Genomic DNA, 17,455 nt, shown 5'->3' on the forward strand with positions numbered 1-17,455 from the left:
GGGCGAAGCTGGGCCGAGCTTATCGGTATTCCTTCCCGGGCGGAGCACCTCGGAGCGGCATAAACACAGCCAAATGCGGCTCGTTCCGGGCCTGGCGATTCTCCGCTGCCGGGCGTTGAAACCGCGATGAAACAGGTTAGGCTCAGGTCCGACCTTCAGCATCGAACTGGAATCGCCCTTGAACGGATTCGCACAAACGGCCGCCGCTCCGCGCAGCGCGGTGACGCAAGGCGTGACGATCATGTTGTTCGCCATGCTCGTCCTGCCCTGCATGGATGCCATCGCGAAGTACATGGCGGTTTACGAGGGCATGTCGCCGGGGCAGGTGACCTTCTACCGCTTCTTCTTTCAGCTCGTCTCGGTCGTGCCGCTGCTGCTGACGGCGGGCGGGCTGCGGGCGATCTATCCGAAGCGGCTTTGGCCGAACCTTTTGCGCGGCGTGCTGCTTGCTTCGGCCGCCCTGCTGTTCTTCGTATCCGTGAAATACATGCCGCTTGCCGATGCCTTCGCGATCTATTTCGTCGAGCCCTTCATCCTCACCTGTCTGTCAGCACTGATCCTGCGCGAGAGGGTCGGCTGGCGGCGATGGACCGCGATCGCCGTCGGCTTCGGCGGTGCGATGATCGTCATCCAGCCGAGTTTCGCCGTCTTCGGCCCGACCGCGCTGCTGCCGATGGTCTGCGCCTTCCTGTTCGCCTGTTACCTCTTCCTCAACCGGGCGGTCGGCAGCGCCGATTCGCCGCTCGCCATGCAGACGACCGCCGGAATCGGCGGGACGCTCTTCATGGTGGCGGTCATCGCGGTCGGCAATGGCATGGGTGCAGTCGATTTCGAGCCGGCGCTGCCGCGATCGGGTCTCGGCTGGATACTCGTGATCGCTCTCGGCACGATTTCGGGATACGGCCATCTGCTCGTCGTGAAGGCCTTCCGCCTGGCGCCGCTGTCGCTGCTGGCGCCGTTCCACTATTTCGAGATCGTTTCGGCGACGGCGCTCGGATATCTTGTGTTCGGTGATTTTCCGACGCCGTCGAGATGGCTCGGCATTGCCGTCATCGTCGGCTCCGGGCTTTTCATCATCTGGCGCGAGAGAGAAGGACGGAAGCCCGATTAACAGGAGTTCGGTTATTGGTTATCGCTGCGGGTCGGTCCGAAAACCGCCTCGAAGGCCTTCCTGATCCGTATGTCCACGTCGGGCATCATAACCGGAAGACCCAGATCGACGAGGCTGGTCACGCCATAGTCGCGAATGCCGCAGGGTACGATGCCGTCGAAATGGTCGAGATCGGGATCGACGTTCAGCGAGAAGCCGTGGAAGCTTACCCACCTGCGCAGCCGGATGCCGATGGCGGCGATCTTGTCCTCGGCCATCGACCCGTCGGGAAGCGGCGGCTTTTCCGGGCGGCGCACCCAGACGCCGACTCGATCCTCGCGGCGCTCACCCTTGATGTTCATCGAATCGAGCGTTGCGATGACGACGCTTTCGAGGGCGGCGACGAAACCACGAACGTCCTGGCGTCGGCGCTTCAGGTCGAGCATCACATAGACGACCCGCTGACCCGGGCCGTGATAGGTGTATTCGCCGCCGCGACCGGTTGCAAATACGGGGAAGCGTCCGGGCGTTACCAGGTCGGTGTCATTCGCACTTGTTCCGGCGGTGTAGAGGGGCGGGTGCTCGACCAACCAGACCAGTTCGTCGGCCGTGCCGTCCGCTATCGCGGCCGCCTCCCGCTCCATCGTCTCGACTGCCTGTGGATAGTCGACGAGGGAGGGAGCGATGCGCCAGCGCACCGGCGGCGATTCCGGCACCGCAAACATGGTCTGGCTGAGATTTTCACGCTGCATGGGAAAGCCCGTTTGGTAATTTTTTCCGGCCTGTACATGGGGCCGCGCGCGGCAAGAGTCCAGCGTTTCCAGTGCTTCGCGGAGGGGGCGCGGAAATAGTTCCGTTTCCCGTCAAATTTCTGTCGTCTTACCCTTGTGCACCCTGAATCCTTTTGCTACATGCAGCCCCGCCGACGCAATCGGCACCTACCACGATGCGGTCGTGGCGGAATTGGTAGACGCGCAGCGTTGAGGTCGCTGTGGGGCAACCCGTGGAAGTTCGAGTCTTCTCGACCGCACCATCAAGATTAAGAAGACCCCGTAACCTGATGGTTGAACGGGGTTTTTATTTTTCAGGCATTCGCCGCCGGAGGCGATCGACAGGCTCGGTTGCCAAATCGCCGCGGCGCGCACTGCTCCCTCCGGGCGTCGTTTCCCTCCCGGAATCGTTAGACAGCGCCCGGCTAGGCTACTCACGATGTCACCGTCCCTACACAACATTGTTTACCGCTAAATTCGTGAAATCCTAAAAAAAAAGTCGGCGAAAGGCCGGGTTTTGGTTATGCTCTTATTGTCATGACGGATTCGCGAGAAGCGCCGGCATGATGGGGTGACAGAGCGACGAGTCTTGCGGAATGGCGTCCTCGATCCTTGGATTAAGGCGCCGATCGATCGGTCCCGAACTGATGTGCGGATGTCGTCGTGAGCTGCTGCTTCGGCATCCGCTTGTAGTGCCGGTTAAGAAGGAACTTTGAAGTCAGGAAACCGTTCACTTGAAGCAATAGCCGATTGGCAGCGATCCCGGTTCAACCAAGCGGCTTGCCGCGGGAGAGCACGATGCAAAGGAGTGAATCTGACGTCTTCGACCTCTTTTCGGAGATCTATTCGAGTGCAGCGCAAGAAGAGATAAGTCTACAGGAATATCTCCTCGCATGTCGCGACGACAAGAGCATGTACGCCACCGCGCAGGAGCGGATGGTGGATGCCATTGGAGAGCCGGTTCTCGTCGATACCAGTGCTGACGAGCGTCTCGGCCGAATCTTCGCAAACCGAACCATCAAAATTTATCCGGCCTTCTCCGATTTCTTCGGCATGGAAGACACGATCGAGCGGATCGTCGGTTACTTCCGCTACGCTGCCCAGGGTCTCGAGGAGCGCAAGCAGATTCTCTACCTGCTCGGTCCGGTCGGCGGCGGTAAGTCGTCGCTTGCGGAGCGGCTGAAGAAGCTCATGGAGCAGCGGCCGATCTATACGCTCATGGTCGACGGCAAGATCAGCCCGGTCTTCGAGTCGCCCCTGGGCCTGTTTCACCCCGAGCGCATGGCCGACCTGCTCGAGGACAAATACGGTATCGCAAGGCGACGGCTGACCGGCCTGATTTCGCCCTGGGCCTCAAAGCGGCTCGACGAGGTCGGCGGCGACATATCGAAATTCAGCGTCGTCAAGCTGACCCCCTCGCGCCTGCGTCAGATCGGCATCGCCAAGACAGAGCCCGGCGACGAGAACAACCAGGACGTCTCCTCGCTGGTCGGCAAGGTCGACATCCGGCAGCTGGAAAATTACAGCCAGGCGGACCCGGATGCCTATTCCTATAGCGGCGGCCTCAACCGCACCACGCAGGGCCTGCTGGAATTCGTGGAGATGTTCAAGGCCCCGATCAAGGTCCTGCACCCGCTGCTGACGGCGACCCAGGAGGGCAGCTACAACGGCACGGAAAACTTCGGTGCCTTCCCCTATCAGGGCACGATCCTGGCGCACTCGAACGAATCGGAGTGGCTGCAGTTCAAGAACAATCGCAACAACGAGGCGTTCCTCGACCGCATTCTGGTGGTCAAGGTTCCCTATTGCCTGCGCGTTACCGAAGAGAAGATGATCTATGAGAAGCTTCTCCGCGAGAGCGAGCTCTTCAACAATCCGTGCGCGCCGGAGGTGCTGGAGATCCTGAGCCGCTTCACGGTTTCCACCCGGCTCGTCCCCCATGAGAACTCGTCGCTCTACACGAAGATGCGTGTCTATGACGGCGAGAACCTCAAGGATGTCGATCCGAAGGCGCGCTCGGTCCAGGAATATCGCGATGCCGCCGGCGTCGACGAAGCCATGACCGGTGTCAGCACGCGCTTCGCCTTCAAGGTCCTGTCGGAAACCTTCAACTACGATACGAAGGAAGTCTCGGCCGATCCCGTCCACCTGATGTACATCATGGAACAGGCCATCAAGCGCGAGCAGTTCGCGAAGGAGACGGAAGCGGCCTATCTCGACTTCATCAAATCGGAACTCGCCAGCCGCTATGCCGAGTTCATCGGCCATGAAATCCAGAAAGCCTATCTGGAATCCTACAGCGAGTATGGCCAGAACCTCTTCGACCGCTACATCGCCTATGCCGACGCGTGGCTCGAGGACCAGGACTTCAAGGACCCCGACACGGGGCAGATCCTTAACCGCAAAATCCTCGACAGCGAGCTGTCGCAGATCGAAAAGCCGGCGGGCATTGCCAACCCGAAGGACTTCCGCAACGAGGTCGTCAAGTTCACCCTACGGGCTCGCGCCAAGAATCATGGGCGCAACCCCTCCTGGACGAGCTACGAGAAGCTCAGGGAAGTCATCGAGAAGCGCATGTTCGGTCAGGTCGAGGACCTGCTGCCAGTGATCAGCTTCGGTTCCAAGAAGGACAGTGCGACCGAGAAGCAGCATGCCGAATTCGTCCAGCGCATGAAGGAGCGCGGCTACACCGAACGGCAGGTGCGTCGATTGGTCGACTGGTACATGCGCGTCAACAAGGCGGGCTGAGGTGCGGTTAGCAGGGGGCAGCATATGCCGAACTTTATCGACCGCCGCCTTAACCCGAAGGACAAGAGTCTCGGTAACAGGCAGCGCTTCCTGAAGCGCGCGCGCGAGGAACTGAAGCGGGCCATCAAGGAACAGGTCAAGTCGGGCAAGATCGCCGACGTCGATGCTGATCACAACGTTTCGATGCCCGCCCGCGGCGTCAGCGAGCCGACCTTCCAGCCGGCCGGCGATACCGGCGAAAGGAAATATGTCCTGCCCGGCAATCGAGAGTTCGCGGCGGGCGATCGTCTGCCGAAGCGGGCTTCCGGCGGCGGTGCCACCGGCGCCGGCGCCGGAACCGGGCGGAGCGAGGACGAATTTCAATTCGTCCTGTCGCGCGAGGAGGTGCTCGATCTCTTCTTCGAGGACCTGGAACTTCCCGACATGGTGAAGCTCAACCTCAAGGAGTCCGTCGCCTTCAAACGGCGCCGCGCCGGTTTTGCCGCGACCGGTTCCCCCACGAATATCAACGTCGGCCGTACGATGCGCAACAGCTTCGGCCGCCGCATCGCCCTGCACCGGCCGGGGCGAAAGGAAATGGAGGCGATCGCGGCGGAGATCGCCAGGTTGGAGGCGGAGCCGAAGGCAAGTACGAAAGACCAGCAGCGCCTCGGGGAACTGCGTGAGGCGCTGGAAAAGCTGGAGCGCCGGCGCCGGCGCATTCCCTATGTCGATCCGGTCGACATCCGCTTCAACCGCTTCGAGCCGCAGCCGCTGCCGAATGCCAGCGCCGTGATGTTCTGCCTTATGGATGTTTCCGCTTCCATGGGCGAACGCGAGAAGGACCTTGCGAAGCGCTTCTTCGTGCTGCTGCACCTTTTCCTGAAGCGGCGCTACGACAGGATCGACATCGTCTTCATTCGCCACACGGACGAGGCGGGCGAGGTGGATGAGAACACCTTCTTCTACAGCAAGCAGAGCGGCGGCACGATTGTCTCGACGGCGCTCGAGGAGATGCTCCGGGTCATTCGAGAGCGCTATCCGGCCCGCGAATGGAACATCTATGCCGCCCAGGCTTCGGACGGCGAGAACATCTCAGGCGACTCGGAGCGGTGCGCGTCGCTGCTGCACGATGATTTAATGCGGCTCTGCCAGTATTACGCCTATGTCGAGATCATCGACGAGCGCGAGACGGAGATTTTCGGCACCACCGACAACGGCACCTCGCTCTGGCGCGCCTATCGCACGGTCGATGGCGAATGGCCGAATTTCCAGATGACCCGCATCGCCAAGCCAGCGGACATTTATCCCGTCTTCCGGAAACTCTTCGGCAAACAGCCGGCTGTGCAAGCGCGTTAGGGAGGGGCGACCGGGATGCCAAAAAAGGGTGCGGCTTCAAACCTGCTGTTTCAGGGCTCCGACTGGAATTTCGAGACGCTTTCGCGCACCTACGATGCGATCGAGACCGTCGCGCTCGATGATCTCGGGCTCGACGTTTATCCCAACCAGCTCGAGATCATCTCTTCCGAACAGATGCTCGACGCCTATTCTTCCGTCGGCATGCCGCTGATGTACCAGCACTGGTCCTTCGGAAAGCGCTTCGTCTTCGAGGACCACCTTTATCGCAGGGGCAGGCGCGGCCTTGCCTATGAGCTGGTCATCAACTCCAATCCCTGCATCACCTACCTGATGGAAGAAAACACCATGGCCATGCAGGCCCTGGTGACGGCGCACGCGGCCTTCGGCCACAACCATTTCTTCAAGAACAATTACCTGTTCCGGCAATGGACCGATGCCAGCGCCATACTGAGCTACATGGAGTTCGCCAAGAAATACATCACCAAATGCGAGGAGCGCTACGGAACCACCGCCGTGGAGGCCATCCTCGACTCCGCCCATGCGCTCATGGATCAGGGCGTCTTCCGCTACCGCCGGCCGCCGAGGCTGTCTTCCGAAAAGGAGCGGGAGCGGATGCGCGAAAGGCTGGAATACGAGGAGCAGACCTATAGCGACCTGTGGCGGACGCTGCCGACGACAAGCGAGAGCAGTGATCCGGACGCCGTCGAGCGGGACGTTTCGGAGCGCAAGAAGGCGCTCAACCTGCCGGATGAGAATCTGCTCTACTTTCTCGAGAAGACCAGCCTGATTCTCGAACCGTGGCAGCGCGAAATCCTGCGGATCGTCCGCGTCATCGCCCAGTATTTCTATCCGCAGCGGCAGACCAAGGTGATGAACGAGGGATGCGCGACCTTTGTTCACTACACGATCATGAACACTCTCTTCGACCAGGGGAGAATAACCGAAGGCGCGATGCTGGAGATCCTCCAGAGCCACACCAATGTCGTCTTCCAGCCCTCCTTCGACGATCCGCGCTTTCCCGGGATCAACCCCTATGCGCTCGGCTTCGCCATGATGCAGGACATCGAGCGGATCTGCGTCGATCCGACGTCCGAAGACCGCGACTGGTTTCCCGACATCGCAGGCAGCGGCAACTGGCGCGAGACGCTGCTGGATGCCTGGGCAAACCACCGCGACGAGTCCTTCATCCTGCAATATCTGAGCCCGGCGCTGATCCGCAAATTCAGGCTGTTCCTGCTGTCGGACGAGGCGGACGAGAAGTATTGCGAGGTCGCCTCGATCCACAACGAGCGCGGTTACGAGGCAATCCGGGCGGCGCTTGCGCGAAGCTACGACATTGGCGCCAACCAGCCGGACATTCAGGTCATGGACGTCGACCTTCTGGGTGATCGCCACCTCCGGCTGCAGCACAATGTCAAGAACGGCATCCTTCTCGAGGAGTCCAGCCGCGATGCGACCCTGCGGCATGTTCGCCATCTGTGGGGTTATGAGGTCAGCCTCGCCGGCGTCGAGGCCGAAACCGGCGAGACGCTCTACGAGTGCTCGACAGCGGATATAGAGGAAGATTAGCCGACGCGTTGCCCGCAAAGCGCATTCGCGACGATCTTGGATGAGATCGTCGCGAATGCCGGCCGATCTGCGGTCACTTCTCGGTGCCGTCGGGCGCGACTTGCTGCACTTCTCCGCCGGTCCCGGTTTGCGCTGTCGGGTCCCGGTCGGTCGGCGCCGGTATCGCCGGCGTGGACTGATCCTGATTGACGCTGCCCGTTTGCTCGGTGGAAGGTCCGGGCTGCATCTGTTCCGTTTCCGCCGTCTGATCGCTGTCGATGGCTTCGCCCCAGATTGCGACCGCACCCCAAGCGACGAAGGCTAGCAGGAGCCCGCCGAGGAGTACTGCCAATATCGCCGTGCCGCTGCGGCCCTGCTTTGCCTCCGCAGCCGAAAATCTCTTTCTCTCGGGGTCGTGCGTAGCACTTGTCGGATCGCCGCGTTCATCGAGATATTTAGCCATGGCATCTCTCCTTGGTTTTGTCCCTGGAGAACGGGCTTGGCATCGCAATGTTCCGAGAGGATCAGTCGCCGAGGGAATCGACCACGCTGCGGCGGATGAGCTTGTAGGTGTGGTCGGGCTGGACCTCGTAGGTCTCGTAAACCGTTCTGCCCTCGTGCAGGAACCGGTTCTGGATCTTCGTGCCCGGTGCCGCCTGGGTCTTCCGCGACGAGGCCGACTCCCCATAGGTGAGGCTTCCGGGGAGCGGCTCGAGATCGGGCGTGGCGGTGCAGCCTGCAAGCGCCGCGGCGCAGAGGAGGGTGAGACGCAGATATTTCATCGCATGTCCTTCGGTTTCAATTTCGCTGTCGTTTCGGCTCTTGTTTCCGATTTGCGGGATAGGGCAGGTTTCCGGCGTGAGCGACCCTATTGAAGCGTAGGCTTTCGCGCAACCGCAGGGCGCGGCCAGATCTCAGCGCAGTTTCTCGAACCGCTTCACCGCGCGATCCCGCTTCAGCCTCGACAGCCGACGGAGCCAGAAGATGCCGTCGAGCTGGTCGATCTCGTGCTGCAGGCAGACGGCCATCAGGCCGCTGGCCTCCTCCTCGCGCGTCTCGCCCGCCATCGTCTGGTAACGGACGCGAACGCTCATCGGCCGCTCCACGTCCTCGGAAATGCCGGGCATCGAGACGCTGCCCTCGCTGTGGCGCGCCGTGGCTTCCGAGTGCCAGACGATCTCAGGATTGACGAAGCAACGCGGACCCGTCTGGCGGTCCAGCTCAATCACCGTCACCCGTGTGAGGACGCCGATATGCGGGGCGGTGATGCCGATTCCGGGAGCCGCGCGCATCGTCTCGGTGAGATCGTCGACGAGGGCGTGAAGGTCATCGTCGAAACGGGTGACGATTTCGGCGCTGATCCCGAGCGTCGGATGTGGAAACCGGATGATAGGTCGAAGTGCCATGCGGATGCTCTCTTGCGTGAATGACTGCCTCGTTCTGCGTCGGAGCCGGCAGCCTTACTCGTTTCACTTTTTTCATGTGCATTTGCAACAGCTTGGAGAAAAGGTCCGCGGCCCCGCGTCAACGTGTGGACCTTGGCGGAGCTTTGCGCTAGCAGGGCAATGGGCTGTCCATAGCGCAGGTTCAGGCGGCGTGTACTTCTGGAGGCGGGTCCATGAGCGATACAGGCGACGACGACCGCGGTTCCGAAGAACTCGCTGCCTTTGAGGGTTCGGACATCTATGCCGACGACGGTTCGGTCCGTTCGGATTTCCTGATGCATGTCGGTGCCGCGATCGCTGATCGCGACACGATCTATCTCCGCAAGCACGTCGCCGGCCTCCACGCGTCGGAATTGGGCGATCTGCTCGAGGCGATCCAGGCGGAACAGCGCCTGGCGCTTGTTTCCTTGCTCGGAAAGGAGTTCGACCTTGCCGCGCTGACCGAGGTCGACGAGGCGATCCGCCTCGATATCGTCGAGCACCTGCCGAACGAGCAGATCGCCGAAGCGATCGGCGAGATGGATTCCGACGACGCGGTCTACATCCTCGAGGATCTCGATCAGGAGGATCAGGAGGAGATCCTTGCCAAGCTGCCCTTCACCGAGCGCGTCCGTTTGCGGCGTTCGCTCGACTATCCGGAAAGCACCGCCGGCCGCCGCATGCAGACCGAATTCGTGGCCGTGCCGCCCTTTTGGACGGTTGGCCAGACGATCGACTACATGCGCGAAGACGACGATCTGCCCGAGAGTTTCACGCAGATTTTCGTGATCGACCCGACCTTCAAGCTGCTCGGCACCGTCGATCTGGACCGGGTGTTGCGCACCAAGCGATCGGTGAAGATCGATGCCATCATGCGCGACACCAGTCACTCGGTCCCGGCGGAAATGGACCAGGAGGAGGCGGCCCAGCTTTTCGAGCAGTACGACCTCCTGTCGGCGGCCGTCGTCGACGACAACGGACGGCTGGTCGGGGTGCTGACGATCGACGACGTCGTCGACGTCATCCAGGAGGAAGCCGAGGAGGACCTGCTGCGCCTTTCCGGCGTCGGCGACGAGGAACTGTCGGACTCCGTCGCGGAGGCGTCGCGTTCGCGCGTCCCCTGGCTGTTCGTCAATTCCATGACCGCCTGCATCTCCGCCTCGGTGATCGGCCTCTTCGATGCCACGATCCAGCAGATCGTCGCACTTGCGATCCTCATGCCGATCGTCGCCGGCATGGGTGGCAATGCCGGCTCGCAGACGATGACGGTCACAGTGCGCGCGCTCGCCACGCGCGGCCTCGACATCCACAACGCGCCCAGGATCATCCGCCGCGAGGCGGGCGTCGGCCTGTTGAACGGCATGATCTTCGGCAGCTTCATCGGCCTTGTCGCGGGATTCTGGTTTCAGGACGTCCATATCGGCGGCATCATTGCAACGGCCATGTTGATCAACATGATGGCCGCGGCGCTGGCCGGAATCCTGATCCCGCTGCTCCTCGACAAATCCGGTGCCGACCCGGCGGTCTCCTCCGCCGTCTTCGTCACGGCCGTCACGGACATCACCGGCTTCTTCAGCTTCCTCGGGATCGCCACCTGGTGGTTCCACGTCACGTGAGCCCGTTTGACTTTTACGTCAAAGTCAATGATAGTGGGTCTGTAGTTTGATGGAATGGCGGGCGTGAACAAGTACTATAGCATTACGGAATTGACGCGGGAATTCGGTATCTCCACCCGGACGCTGCGTTTCTACGAGGATGAGGGCCTCATCCATCCGGAACGCCGCGGACGCACGCGCCTGTTTCGCCCAGCCGATCGGCATCTGATCAAGGAAATTCTGCGCGGCCGGCGCATCGGCTTCACGATCGCCGAGATCCGCGAGATCATTCAGATCTACAAGGATCCGCCCGGCGAGATGGGCCAATTGCAGCTCCTGATGAAGCGCGTCGAGGAGAAGCGCGAGGAGCTACGGCAGAAGCGCAAGGATATCGACGATACGCTTGCCGAACTCGACAATGTGGAGGAATCCTGCCTGACGCGTCTCGCCGAAATCGGGGTCGGGACGTAGGAAACGCGCAGACGGTTTTGCAATCTTTCGAAAGGTGGCCGCGAGCCGCCTTTTTTCGTTCCGCCGTTCAGATCCACCGTGTCGTGTGGCGGCAATAGCGTTCGAATTCGAAGCCGAAACGCGAGAGCAGGTGCCGCTCCTCGTTGCGTACGGCGACCAGCGTCGTCAGGGCGACGGCCACGATTCCCAGCACGAAGAACCAGGGATTGAGGGTGATCAGGCCGAGGCCGACCATCGCAAAGGTATAGCCGAGATAGATCGGATTGCGGGTGAAGCGGAAAGGTCCGCCGGTGACGAGGCAGGTTGCACAGCGGTGGGGAAGCACGGCAGTGCGGCGTTCGAGGAGGGCCTTGACGGCCCAGAGATCGAGCAAGGCCGCAAGCAGGATCAGGGCGCAGCCCGCCAGCCAAGGAAGCCAGCCATGCCCGTGGGCGACCGGAATGGGGAAAACGCGGCCGACCGCCACCGCGGCCAGGGCTGCCGCGCCGTAAATTAGCGGTGGCCATGGAAAACTCAGCGGCTTGGCACGATAGGCGTTCATGTCCTAGTCCCCCGACTGCGCTTCCATTGTGCATTGAGATGCGATTCGCGCAATGCGTTCATCCGTTCGCAAGTCGATCTTCCCCTGGTTTAGATCCTCGAACAGGTTCTGCTCTTTCAATTTGTCGAGCGTGCAGCCGCAAAAGACGCTGCACGAGATGCCCGATCCGTCACGGCTGCAGGCCTGCTCGCAGCTCAGCCGATAGGCCTGTGCCGGATCCGGGACGGGGGCAGGGGCGACGAGAGAATAGGCGTAGACGAGCCCGATGAGCAGCGGCTGGTGGATGAGGTATATGGCCAGACTGTGGCGCCCGGCAATGGCGAGCGGCTTGATCCACAGCTTGCCGTTGCCCTCGTCGCTTTTCGCGGTCCGCCATCGGGCGATGAGCATTGCGTGGAACAGCTTCGCCGTGCCGAGCCCGATGAGAAAGGGGGCCAGCCACGGCAGAAGCGGAACGTAATCATTGGAGCGCGGGATCGTTTCGGACAGCCCGACCCACCAGAGCGCCGGCGCGTCGAAGAAGGCCGAGCGCAGATAGAGCGGCGCGGCGAAGGCGGCAGCGGCGGCGAGGAACGAGGCCGGCGCCGGGAGCCGCAGGAAGAGAATGCCTACGAGGCTTGCCGCCGCGATCGCATGGAGAATGCCGAAAAAGATGAAGGACTGGGGAATGGCGAAAAAGGTGGCAATGCTGATCAGCGCCGCCGCCCCGGCGATTTTGGCGAAACGCTTAAGAAACGGGCGCGCGCGGAATTTCGGACTGTGGCCGAGCACCAGGCTGTAGCCGGCGAGAAACAGGAAGCTGCTGGCGATCAGCCTGGCAAACAGCCTCCAGCCGCCCGTGCCCGCCGTGCCCGCGGCCACATAGCCGAAGAATTCCAGATCCCAAGTGAAGTGGTAGATCGCCATGGCGACGAGCGCCAGCCCGCGCAGCGCATCGAGGAGATCAATTCGGCCCCTCCGCATCACCTCCGGCTGTTCGGCGGGTGTTTCGTCGATGGTCGTCGCAGAAGTCTCAGGCATGGCGTTGCCGTTCCGTTGAGAAAGGAGGCGTTCGGCAGATCGCAGACGCGTCGCGATTATGCTGAGAAGAAGACCGATTCTCGTCTTTGTCCAGCGTCGATCGTCGCTTCGCAGGCGCGAGTGAGGGCGATCTATTGCGTGTCGGCGAGCAAGGCATCGCGTGCTTCGGAGAAGAACTGCCTGCGCGTCAGCACGAAAATCACGAGGCACGTCAGTACGATGAAGACATAGGGACTGATGAACCAGCCGAGATAGCCGATCGATAGGAAGATCGCCCTCAACCCGGCATTGAAATGCTTGCCGGCGAGGATGTTCATTCTTATGGCGCGCTCGGCCGCCTGTTCTGCTATTCGACGGTCGCGCGACATATCGGCCGTCATCGGGATACCGCCCATCAGGATGGAGCAGTAGTTGAACAGCCGGTAGGACCAGCCGAACTTGAAGAAGGAGTAACCGAAGAGGCACGTCAGGCCGCCGACCTTCAGTTCGAACCCGGCCCGGCCGCCGCGAAAAATCTGCGGCAGGTCGTTGAAGATCATCTGCACCTGCTCGGTCGCCCCGAGCAGCGCAAAGCAGCCGCCGAGCGCGAAAATGGTCGTCGAGGCAAAGAAGGCGGTACCGGCCTGCAGGCCTGCGATGATCTGCGTGTCGATCATCTTCAGGTCGCGATTGAGAGAATTGCGGATCCACCGCGCCCTGTTTTCGTTCATCAGGCGGGTCAGGCTGACGCGCTTGAAATTGCGTCTTCCATCGGTCGCCCAATTGAAACTGCCCCATAGCAGGATGAAGATTGAAAGCGCGATGTAATCTTCGATTGTCATGCAGGTCTTTTGGCACGACCGTTCGAAAATGCAAGATCGCTGCGGCGCACTCAGCGGGCTCGGCGATGTCGCACGGGCAAAATCCGATGTCGGTCGGTCGCCTGACCGATTGGCATAGGATCGCTTAGGCTTTCGCCCTATATATAAGGACGATCGGGCCGCTTTCGGAAAGATTCGGGACGGTATCGATCCAATCATTACAGGGTTTTGGCCCGCACAGGCGGGGTGCTCTGTCAGGCGCTGGGGCAGGCAATTTCATGTTTCTTTCCGTCTTCGACGTTTTCAAGATCGGTATCGGTCCCTCGAGTTCGCATACGATGGGACCCATGTCGGCCGCGAACCGCTTCCTCGATCTTATCCTGTCGGACGAATGGCCGCGGCCGTCGCATGCTGCCGTCGCCGCCATCAAGGTCAGCCTGCATGGTTCGCTAGCCCATACGGGCATCGGGCACGGGACGGGGAGGGCGGTGATCTTGGGGCTGATGGGCGAGCGGCCCGATCTGGTCGACCCCGACCGGATGGATGCCATTATCGACGAGGTGGATCGGACGGGCCGCATCACTCCGCCCGGCCATCCTGCCTATCTGTTTCAGCCGAAGACCGACTTGGTTTTCGATAAGAAAGTGCCGCTGCCGGGCCACGCCAACGGCATGGCATTCACCGCCTTCGACCGTGACGGCCGGCTGCTGCTGAAGCGGATCTATTATTCGATCGGCGGCGGTTTCGTGGTCACCGACACGGAGCTCGAAGCGATGCGGGCGACCAAGAACAAGCCAACCGGCACCAAAATCCCCTATCCCTTCGCGACTGCCCAGCAGATGCTCGATATGGCGGCGCGCTCCGGACTGACGATTGCCCAGATGAAACGAGCGAACGAGGAATGTTCGATGTCGCGGGACGAACTCGATGCCGGCCTCGACCGCGTCTGGTCGGCGATGAGCGCCTGCATCGATCGCGGCCTCAGCCAGGAAGGGATCATGCCGGGTGGCCTGAAGGTCCGCCGGCGGGCCCGGGCAATTCACGACAAGTTGCAGGAGGAATGGCGCTCCAACAAGACCAACCCGCTGCTCGCCAATGATTGGCTGAGCGTCTATGCGATGGCCGTCAACGAGGAGAATGCCGCCGGCGGTCGGGTGGTCACCTCGCCGACGAATGGTGCGGCCGGCGTCGTGCCGGCGACCATCCGCTATTACCTGCATTTCCATGAGGATGCGGACCAGGCGGGCATTCGCGACTACCTGCTCACGGCGGCCGCGGTCGGCGGCATCATCAAGCACAACGCCTCGATCTCCGGTGCCGAGGTCGGCTGTCAGGGCGAGGTCGGGTCGGCTTCTGCCATGGCGGCGGCGGGACTGGCGGCCGTGATGGGCGGCACGCCGGAGCAGGTCGAGAATGCGGCCGAGATTGCCCTGGAGCACCATCTCGGCATGACCTGCGACCCGGTTGCCGGCCTCGTTCAAGTGCCGTGTATCGAGCGCAATGCGCTCGGCGCGGTGAAGGCGGTGACCGCCGCGTCGCTGGCGCTCAAGGGCGACGGCAAGCATTTCGTGCCGCTCGACGCCTGCATAGAGACGATGCGGCAGACCGGCGTCGATATGAACGACAAGTACAAGGAAACCTCAACCGGCGGTCTTGCGGTCAACGTCGTCGAGTGCTGAGGCCGAAGCGTCTTTTGTGGACGAAACGGCTCAATCCGCTTGACCACGAGCCGCGGACGGGTGTTCAAGCATTGCCATGGCTTTGCATCTCATAAAGCTCTGCGTCGGCGCAGAATCCGTCGAAGACTTGCGCGAGTGGGTCGCCCGCAAGGCTCTCGCGGCCGTCGCCGCGGGGCAGGAGCCGCACTCCTTCCATACGACCCGGATGGTGCCGAAGCGCACAGAGGACCTTCTCGCCGGAGGTTCGCTCTACTGGGTGATCAAGGGATATGTACAGGCACGCCAGCCGCTGATCGGCATCGAGACCTTCACCGACGGCGAGGGCGTTGGCCGCTGCAATCTTCTCCTCGGGGCGCAAGTGATCGAAACCGAGCTTCAGCCGCGCCGCGCTTTCCAAGGCTGGCGTTATCTGGAGCAGAAGGAGGCCCCGCGCGATCTGGCGTCGCTTTCCTCGGACGGCGGCGAAATGCCGCTCGAATTGCGCCGTGAACTGGCGGAACTCGGCCTCTTGTAACAGGCGGCGCCCGCAATCAAAGCGCTGTCTAAGTGTCAGCCGATCCGGATTCGCAAGGGATGCCGGTGACCGGCTGCGGTGACGTGCAGGTGTATTCCCGCACGCGGCTGGGTCGAGCGCCAGCCGCGGGCGCCATGCGTCAGCAGCATGGCCACCAGATCACGCGTTTTCCCTTTGGAGCGGTTGAGACCGGCATCGGCTATGCGCATGGCCGCCTCGTGCAGCGGATGCAGACCGGTGCGCAAGGGCTTTCCCTTACTTCCCGGTATCGCAGGGATGCCGGGGACATTCTCGTTCACTGCCATGACAAACCTCGTTACGCTAAACAATTTCCGAGGAGATCGGCCGGAAAAACATCCGGCCGTGTCTGTCACTGCTGGCTGGCCCAGCAGGCGAAGCCCTTCTTCTTCAAGATCTTGCAGGCGTTGATTGCCTTGTTCTGGTCATCGAAACCACCGAAGCGTGCCCGGTAGACCTGTGCCGAACCGTCGCCGAATGCGACGGTGAACGGTGTTGCATCCCGCAGCACCTTGCCGCCTTTTTCCTTGGCATTGTCAAGGAGGGTCATGGCTTGTGCCTTGTCGGCCGTGGCACCGATCTGAATGACCCAGCCCTGCGGCTGGATGTCGGCTTGCATCCTTGCCTCTGCGCCGGCCGAAGCCTCTGCCTTGGCGACCGAATTGGTGATCTGCGTATCGACGTCGGCGGAGACGGCTGCCTGGTGGGTGAGCTTCGCGCTTTGGGCGTCGAGCGTGTTCGGCGCAACCTTGGCCGCGAGGACCGGATTGTCGGAAGCGGGCTTCTCGGCTGCATAGGCCATTTCGACGCTGCCGGCGCTTTCGCCGCCGTAACGGAAATCCGGTACCGGACCGGTGTTCGGCAGGTCCGAAGCGGCGGCGACCGATGCAGCTGCCGCGACGGCTTGCACTTCGGCCTCGGCGACGGCCGTTTCCGTAACGCTCTCGACCGGCGCGGCCGGCGCTTCGGCGATCAGGTTGCCGTTGCCGCGGCGGGAGGCGGCCGGCATGTACTTGGCGACCAGCTTGCGCATCTGCGCGTCGCGAGAGCCGCCGGAGGTTCCGCCCATGACCACGGCGACGATACTGCGGCCATCGACTTGGGCGGAAGTTACCAGGTTGAAACCGGAAGCGCGCGTATAGCCGGTCTTGATGCCGTCGACGCCCCGCACATTGCCGAGGAGGCGGTTGTGGTTGCCGATGGTCTGCTTGCCAAAGCGGAAGCTGCGGGTCGAAAAGTAATCGTAATATTGCGGGAAATGCTGGCGCAGGGCGAGACCGAGCCGGGCCTGATCGCGCGCCGTGGTCTTCTGTTCCGCGTTCGGCAGACCGTTGGCGTTGCGATAGGTCGTACGCGTCATGCCGAGGGCGCGCGCCTTGTTCGTCATCATGCGGGCGAAGCGCTGTTCCGATCCGCCGAGGAGCTCGCCAAGAGCCGTCGCCGCGTCGTTGGCCGATCGCGTGACCAGCGAAAGGATCGCCTGTTCGACAGTGATCGATTTGCCGGCGCGGACGCCGAGCTTCGAGGGCGGCTCCGCCGAGGCCTTCTTGGAGAAGGGCACCGGAGTGGATTTGCTGATCCGGCCGGCCTCGAGCGCCTCGAAGGTCAGGTACAGCGTCATCATCTTGGTGAGCGAGGCCGGATAGCGCAGCTGATCCGCATCCTCGCCATAGAGCACCTTGCCGGTCTTCGCGTCGACGACGATGCCGGCATATTTCGGATTGGCGAATGCCGGCGCCGAGAGGGCCAAACTGGCGACGACGCCAGCGAGGACGAGCCGTCCTACCACTTTTGCGAAGCCGCCGAGCGGACGTTTGGCGAGATCAAAAAAAACGGATCGAGACACTGCGTTGCTCTTCATTCTTATGTCATGGGTGTCGTCCGGACGACGTCTCCGGA

17 protein-coding genes and 1 tRNA gene are annotated in these 17,455 nt (G+C 62.0%); 9 read left to right on the plus strand and 9 right to left on the minus strand.

The window, feature by feature from the left end; all coding sequences use genetic code 11:
* Window positions 1-241 precede the first annotated feature (241 nt).
* On the plus strand, window positions 242-1,111 hold the full coding sequence (locus SS05631_RS05460) for a DMT family transporter (protein WP_037423280.1): 870 nt from the start codon (window positions 242-244) through the stop codon (window positions 1,109-1,111).
* Window positions 1,112-1,122: 11 nt separating this feature from the next.
* Here SS05631_RS05460 and lipB read toward each other — a convergent pair whose 3' ends face one another.
* Window positions 1,123-1,842, minus strand: coding sequence for a lipoyl(octanoyl) transferase LipB (gene lipB, locus SS05631_RS05465; RefSeq protein WP_037423252.1), 720 nt, complete (start codon window positions 1,840-1,842; stop codon window positions 1,123-1,125).
* A 196-nt stretch (window positions 1,843-2,038) separates the two neighbouring features.
* Here lipB and SS05631_RS05470 point away from each other — a divergent pair.
* The 4 genes from SS05631_RS05470 (at window position 2,039) to SS05631_RS05485 (ending at window position 7,515) form a co-directional block, all read left to right on the plus strand.
* Window positions 2,039-2,123: transfer RNA gene (locus SS05631_RS05470), tRNA-Leu, on the plus strand.
* Between the two features lie 535 nt (window positions 2,124-2,658).
* On the plus strand, window positions 2,659-4,608 hold the full coding sequence (locus tag SS05631_RS05475) for a PrkA family serine protein kinase (RefSeq protein WP_037383083.1): 1,950 nt from the start codon (window positions 2,659-2,661) through the stop codon (window positions 4,606-4,608).
* A gap of 24 nt (window positions 4,609-4,632) precedes the next feature.
* Window positions 4,633-5,946, plus strand: coding sequence for a YeaH/YhbH family protein (locus SS05631_RS05480; RefSeq protein ID WP_037423248.1), 1,314 nt, complete (start codon window positions 4,633-4,635; stop codon window positions 5,944-5,946).
* A 15-nt stretch (window positions 5,947-5,961) separates the two neighbouring features.
* A complete protein-coding gene (locus SS05631_RS05485) occupies window positions 5,962-7,515 on the plus strand; it encodes a SpoVR family protein (protein ID WP_037423245.1) in 1,554 nt (517 codons plus the stop codon).
* A gap of 73 nt (window positions 7,516-7,588) precedes the next feature.
* On the opposite strand, the gene SS05631_RS05490 is transcribed toward SS05631_RS05485, so the two are convergent.
* The 3 genes from SS05631_RS05490 to SS05631_RS05500 form a co-directional block, all read right to left on the minus strand.
* Window positions 7,589-7,957 carry a hypothetical protein gene (locus SS05631_RS05490; RefSeq protein WP_037423242.1) on the minus strand — a complete coding sequence of 123 codons (369 nt, stop codon included), beginning with the start codon at window positions 7,955-7,957 and terminating at the stop codon, window positions 7,589-7,591.
* Window positions 7,958-8,018: 61 nt separating this feature from the next.
* Complete coding sequence (locus SS05631_RS05495) at window positions 8,019-8,276, minus strand: hypothetical protein (RefSeq protein WP_037423239.1); 258 nt, start codon at window positions 8,274-8,276, stop codon at window positions 8,019-8,021.
* A gap of 132 nt (window positions 8,277-8,408) precedes the next feature.
* Window positions 8,409-8,900 carry a peptide deformylase gene (locus SS05631_RS05500; RefSeq protein ID WP_037423236.1) on the minus strand — a complete coding sequence of 164 codons (492 nt, stop codon included), beginning with the start codon at window positions 8,898-8,900 and terminating at the stop codon, window positions 8,409-8,411.
* A gap of 212 nt (window positions 8,901-9,112) precedes the next feature.
* Between SS05631_RS05500 and mgtE the strand changes: the two genes are divergently transcribed.
* The gene (gene mgtE / locus SS05631_RS05505) at window positions 9,113-10,534 is read left to right on the plus strand and encodes a magnesium transporter (RefSeq protein ID WP_037423233.1); all 1,422 of its coding nucleotides are present in this window, start codon (window positions 9,113-9,115) and stop codon (window positions 10,532-10,534) included.
* 54 nt (window positions 10,535-10,588) lie between these two features.
* On the plus strand, window positions 10,589-10,984 hold the full coding sequence (locus SS05631_RS05510) for a MerR family DNA-binding transcriptional regulator (protein ID WP_037423231.1): 396 nt from the start codon (window positions 10,589-10,591) through the stop codon (window positions 10,982-10,984).
* Between the two features lie 67 nt (window positions 10,985-11,051).
* On the opposite strand, the gene SS05631_RS05515 is transcribed toward SS05631_RS05510, so the two are convergent.
* From SS05631_RS05515 to SS05631_RS05525, 3 genes are all read right to left on the minus strand, one after another.
* The gene (locus SS05631_RS05515; RefSeq protein WP_037423229.1) at window positions 11,052-11,525 is read right to left on the minus strand and encodes an isoprenylcysteine carboxylmethyltransferase family protein; all 474 of its coding nucleotides are present in this window, start codon (window positions 11,523-11,525) and stop codon (window positions 11,052-11,054) included.
* 3 nt (window positions 11,526-11,528) lie between these two features.
* Entirely contained in the window at window positions 11,529-12,488 is a 960-nt protein-coding gene (locus tag SS05631_RS05520) for a DUF1624 domain-containing protein (protein ID WP_244412264.1), read from the minus strand.
* 188 nt (window positions 12,489-12,676) lie between these two features.
* Window positions 12,677-13,366 (minus strand): DUF599 domain-containing protein, encoded by a 690-nt coding sequence (locus SS05631_RS05525; RefSeq protein WP_037423223.1) that lies wholly within the window; start codon window positions 13,364-13,366, stop codon window positions 12,677-12,679.
* A 257-nt stretch (window positions 13,367-13,623) separates the two neighbouring features.
* Here SS05631_RS05525 and SS05631_RS05530 point away from each other — a divergent pair, with 257 nt between their 5' ends.
* Both SS05631_RS05530 and SS05631_RS05535 read left to right on the plus strand, forming a co-directional pair.
* Window positions 13,624-15,024 carry an L-serine ammonia-lyase gene (locus tag SS05631_RS05530; RefSeq protein ID WP_037423220.1) on the plus strand — a complete coding sequence of 467 codons (1,401 nt, stop codon included), beginning with the start codon at window positions 13,624-13,626 and terminating at the stop codon, window positions 15,022-15,024.
* A 76-nt stretch (window positions 15,025-15,100) separates the two neighbouring features.
* Window positions 15,101-15,538, plus strand: coding sequence for a DUF1489 family protein (locus SS05631_RS05535; RefSeq protein WP_037423217.1), 438 nt, complete (start codon window positions 15,101-15,103; stop codon window positions 15,536-15,538).
* A 35-nt stretch (window positions 15,539-15,573) separates the two neighbouring features.
* On the opposite strand, the gene SS05631_RS05540 is transcribed toward SS05631_RS05535, so the two are convergent.
* Together SS05631_RS05540 and SS05631_RS05545 are read right to left on the minus strand one after the other, a co-directional pair.
* Complete coding sequence (locus tag SS05631_RS05540; protein WP_037423214.1) at window positions 15,574-15,843, minus strand: hypothetical protein; 270 nt, start codon at window positions 15,841-15,843, stop codon at window positions 15,574-15,576.
* A 65-nt stretch (window positions 15,844-15,908) separates the two neighbouring features.
* On the minus strand, window positions 15,909-17,423 hold the full coding sequence (locus tag SS05631_RS05545; RefSeq protein ID WP_037423277.1) for a D-alanyl-D-alanine carboxypeptidase: 1,515 nt from the start codon (window positions 17,421-17,423) through the stop codon (window positions 15,909-15,911).
* Window positions 17,424-17,455 lie beyond the last annotated feature (32 nt).

The organism is Sinorhizobium sp. CCBAU 05631 (genome assembly GCF_002288505.1).
Taxonomy (GTDB): domain Bacteria; phylum Pseudomonadota; class Alphaproteobacteria; order Rhizobiales; family Rhizobiaceae; genus Sinorhizobium; species Sinorhizobium fredii_C.

Coding starts and splice junctions, on each gene's coding strand:
- SS05631_RS05490 (WP_037423242.1), bottom strand. CDS start 7,957: ATGGCTAAATATCTCGATGAACGCGGCGATCCGACAAGTGCTACGCAC.
- SS05631_RS05515 (WP_037423229.1), bottom strand. CDS start 11,525: ATGAACGCCTATCGTGCCAAGCCGCTGAGTTTTCCATGGCCACCGCTA.
- SS05631_RS05495 (WP_037423239.1), bottom strand. CDS start 8,276: ATGAAATATCTGCGTCTCACCCTCCTCTGCGCCGCGGCGCTTGCAGGC.
- SS05631_RS05535 (WP_037423217.1), top strand. CDS start 15,101: ATGGCTTTGCATCTCATAAAGCTCTGCGTCGGCGCAGAATCCGTCGAA.
- mgtE (WP_037423233.1), top strand. CDS start 9,113: ATGAGCGATACAGGCGACGACGACCGCGGTTCCGAAGAACTCGCTGCC.
- SS05631_RS05460 (WP_037423280.1), top strand. CDS start 242: ATGTTGTTCGCCATGCTCGTCCTGCCCTGCATGGATGCCATCGCGAAG.
- lipB (WP_037423252.1), bottom strand. CDS start 1,842: ATGCAGCGTGAAAATCTCAGCCAGACCATGTTTGCGGTGCCGGAATCG.
- SS05631_RS05525 (WP_037423223.1), bottom strand. CDS start 13,366: ATGACAATCGAAGATTACATCGCGCTTTCAATCTTCATCCTGCTATGG.
- SS05631_RS05510 (WP_037423231.1), top strand. CDS start 10,589: ATGGCGGGCGTGAACAAGTACTATAGCATTACGGAATTGACGCGGGAA.
- SS05631_RS05485 (WP_037423245.1), top strand. CDS start 5,962: ATGCCAAAAAAGGGTGCGGCTTCAAACCTGCTGTTTCAGGGCTCCGAC.
- SS05631_RS05500 (WP_037423236.1), bottom strand. CDS start 8,900: ATGGCACTTCGACCTATCATCCGGTTTCCACATCCGACGCTCGGGATC.
- SS05631_RS05480 (WP_037423248.1), top strand. CDS start 4,633: ATGCCGAACTTTATCGACCGCCGCCTTAACCCGAAGGACAAGAGTCTC.
- SS05631_RS05540 (WP_037423214.1), bottom strand. CDS start 15,843: ATGGCAGTGAACGAGAATGTCCCCGGCATCCCTGCGATACCGGGAAGT.
- SS05631_RS05475 (WP_037383083.1), top strand. CDS start 2,659: ATGCAAAGGAGTGAATCTGACGTCTTCGACCTCTTTTCGGAGATCTAT.
- SS05631_RS05520 (WP_244412264.1), bottom strand. CDS start 12,488: ATGCGGAGGGGCCGAATTGATCTCCTCGATGCGCTGCGCGGGCTGGCG.
- SS05631_RS05530 (WP_037423220.1), top strand. CDS start 13,624: ATGTTTCTTTCCGTCTTCGACGTTTTCAAGATCGGTATCGGTCCCTCG.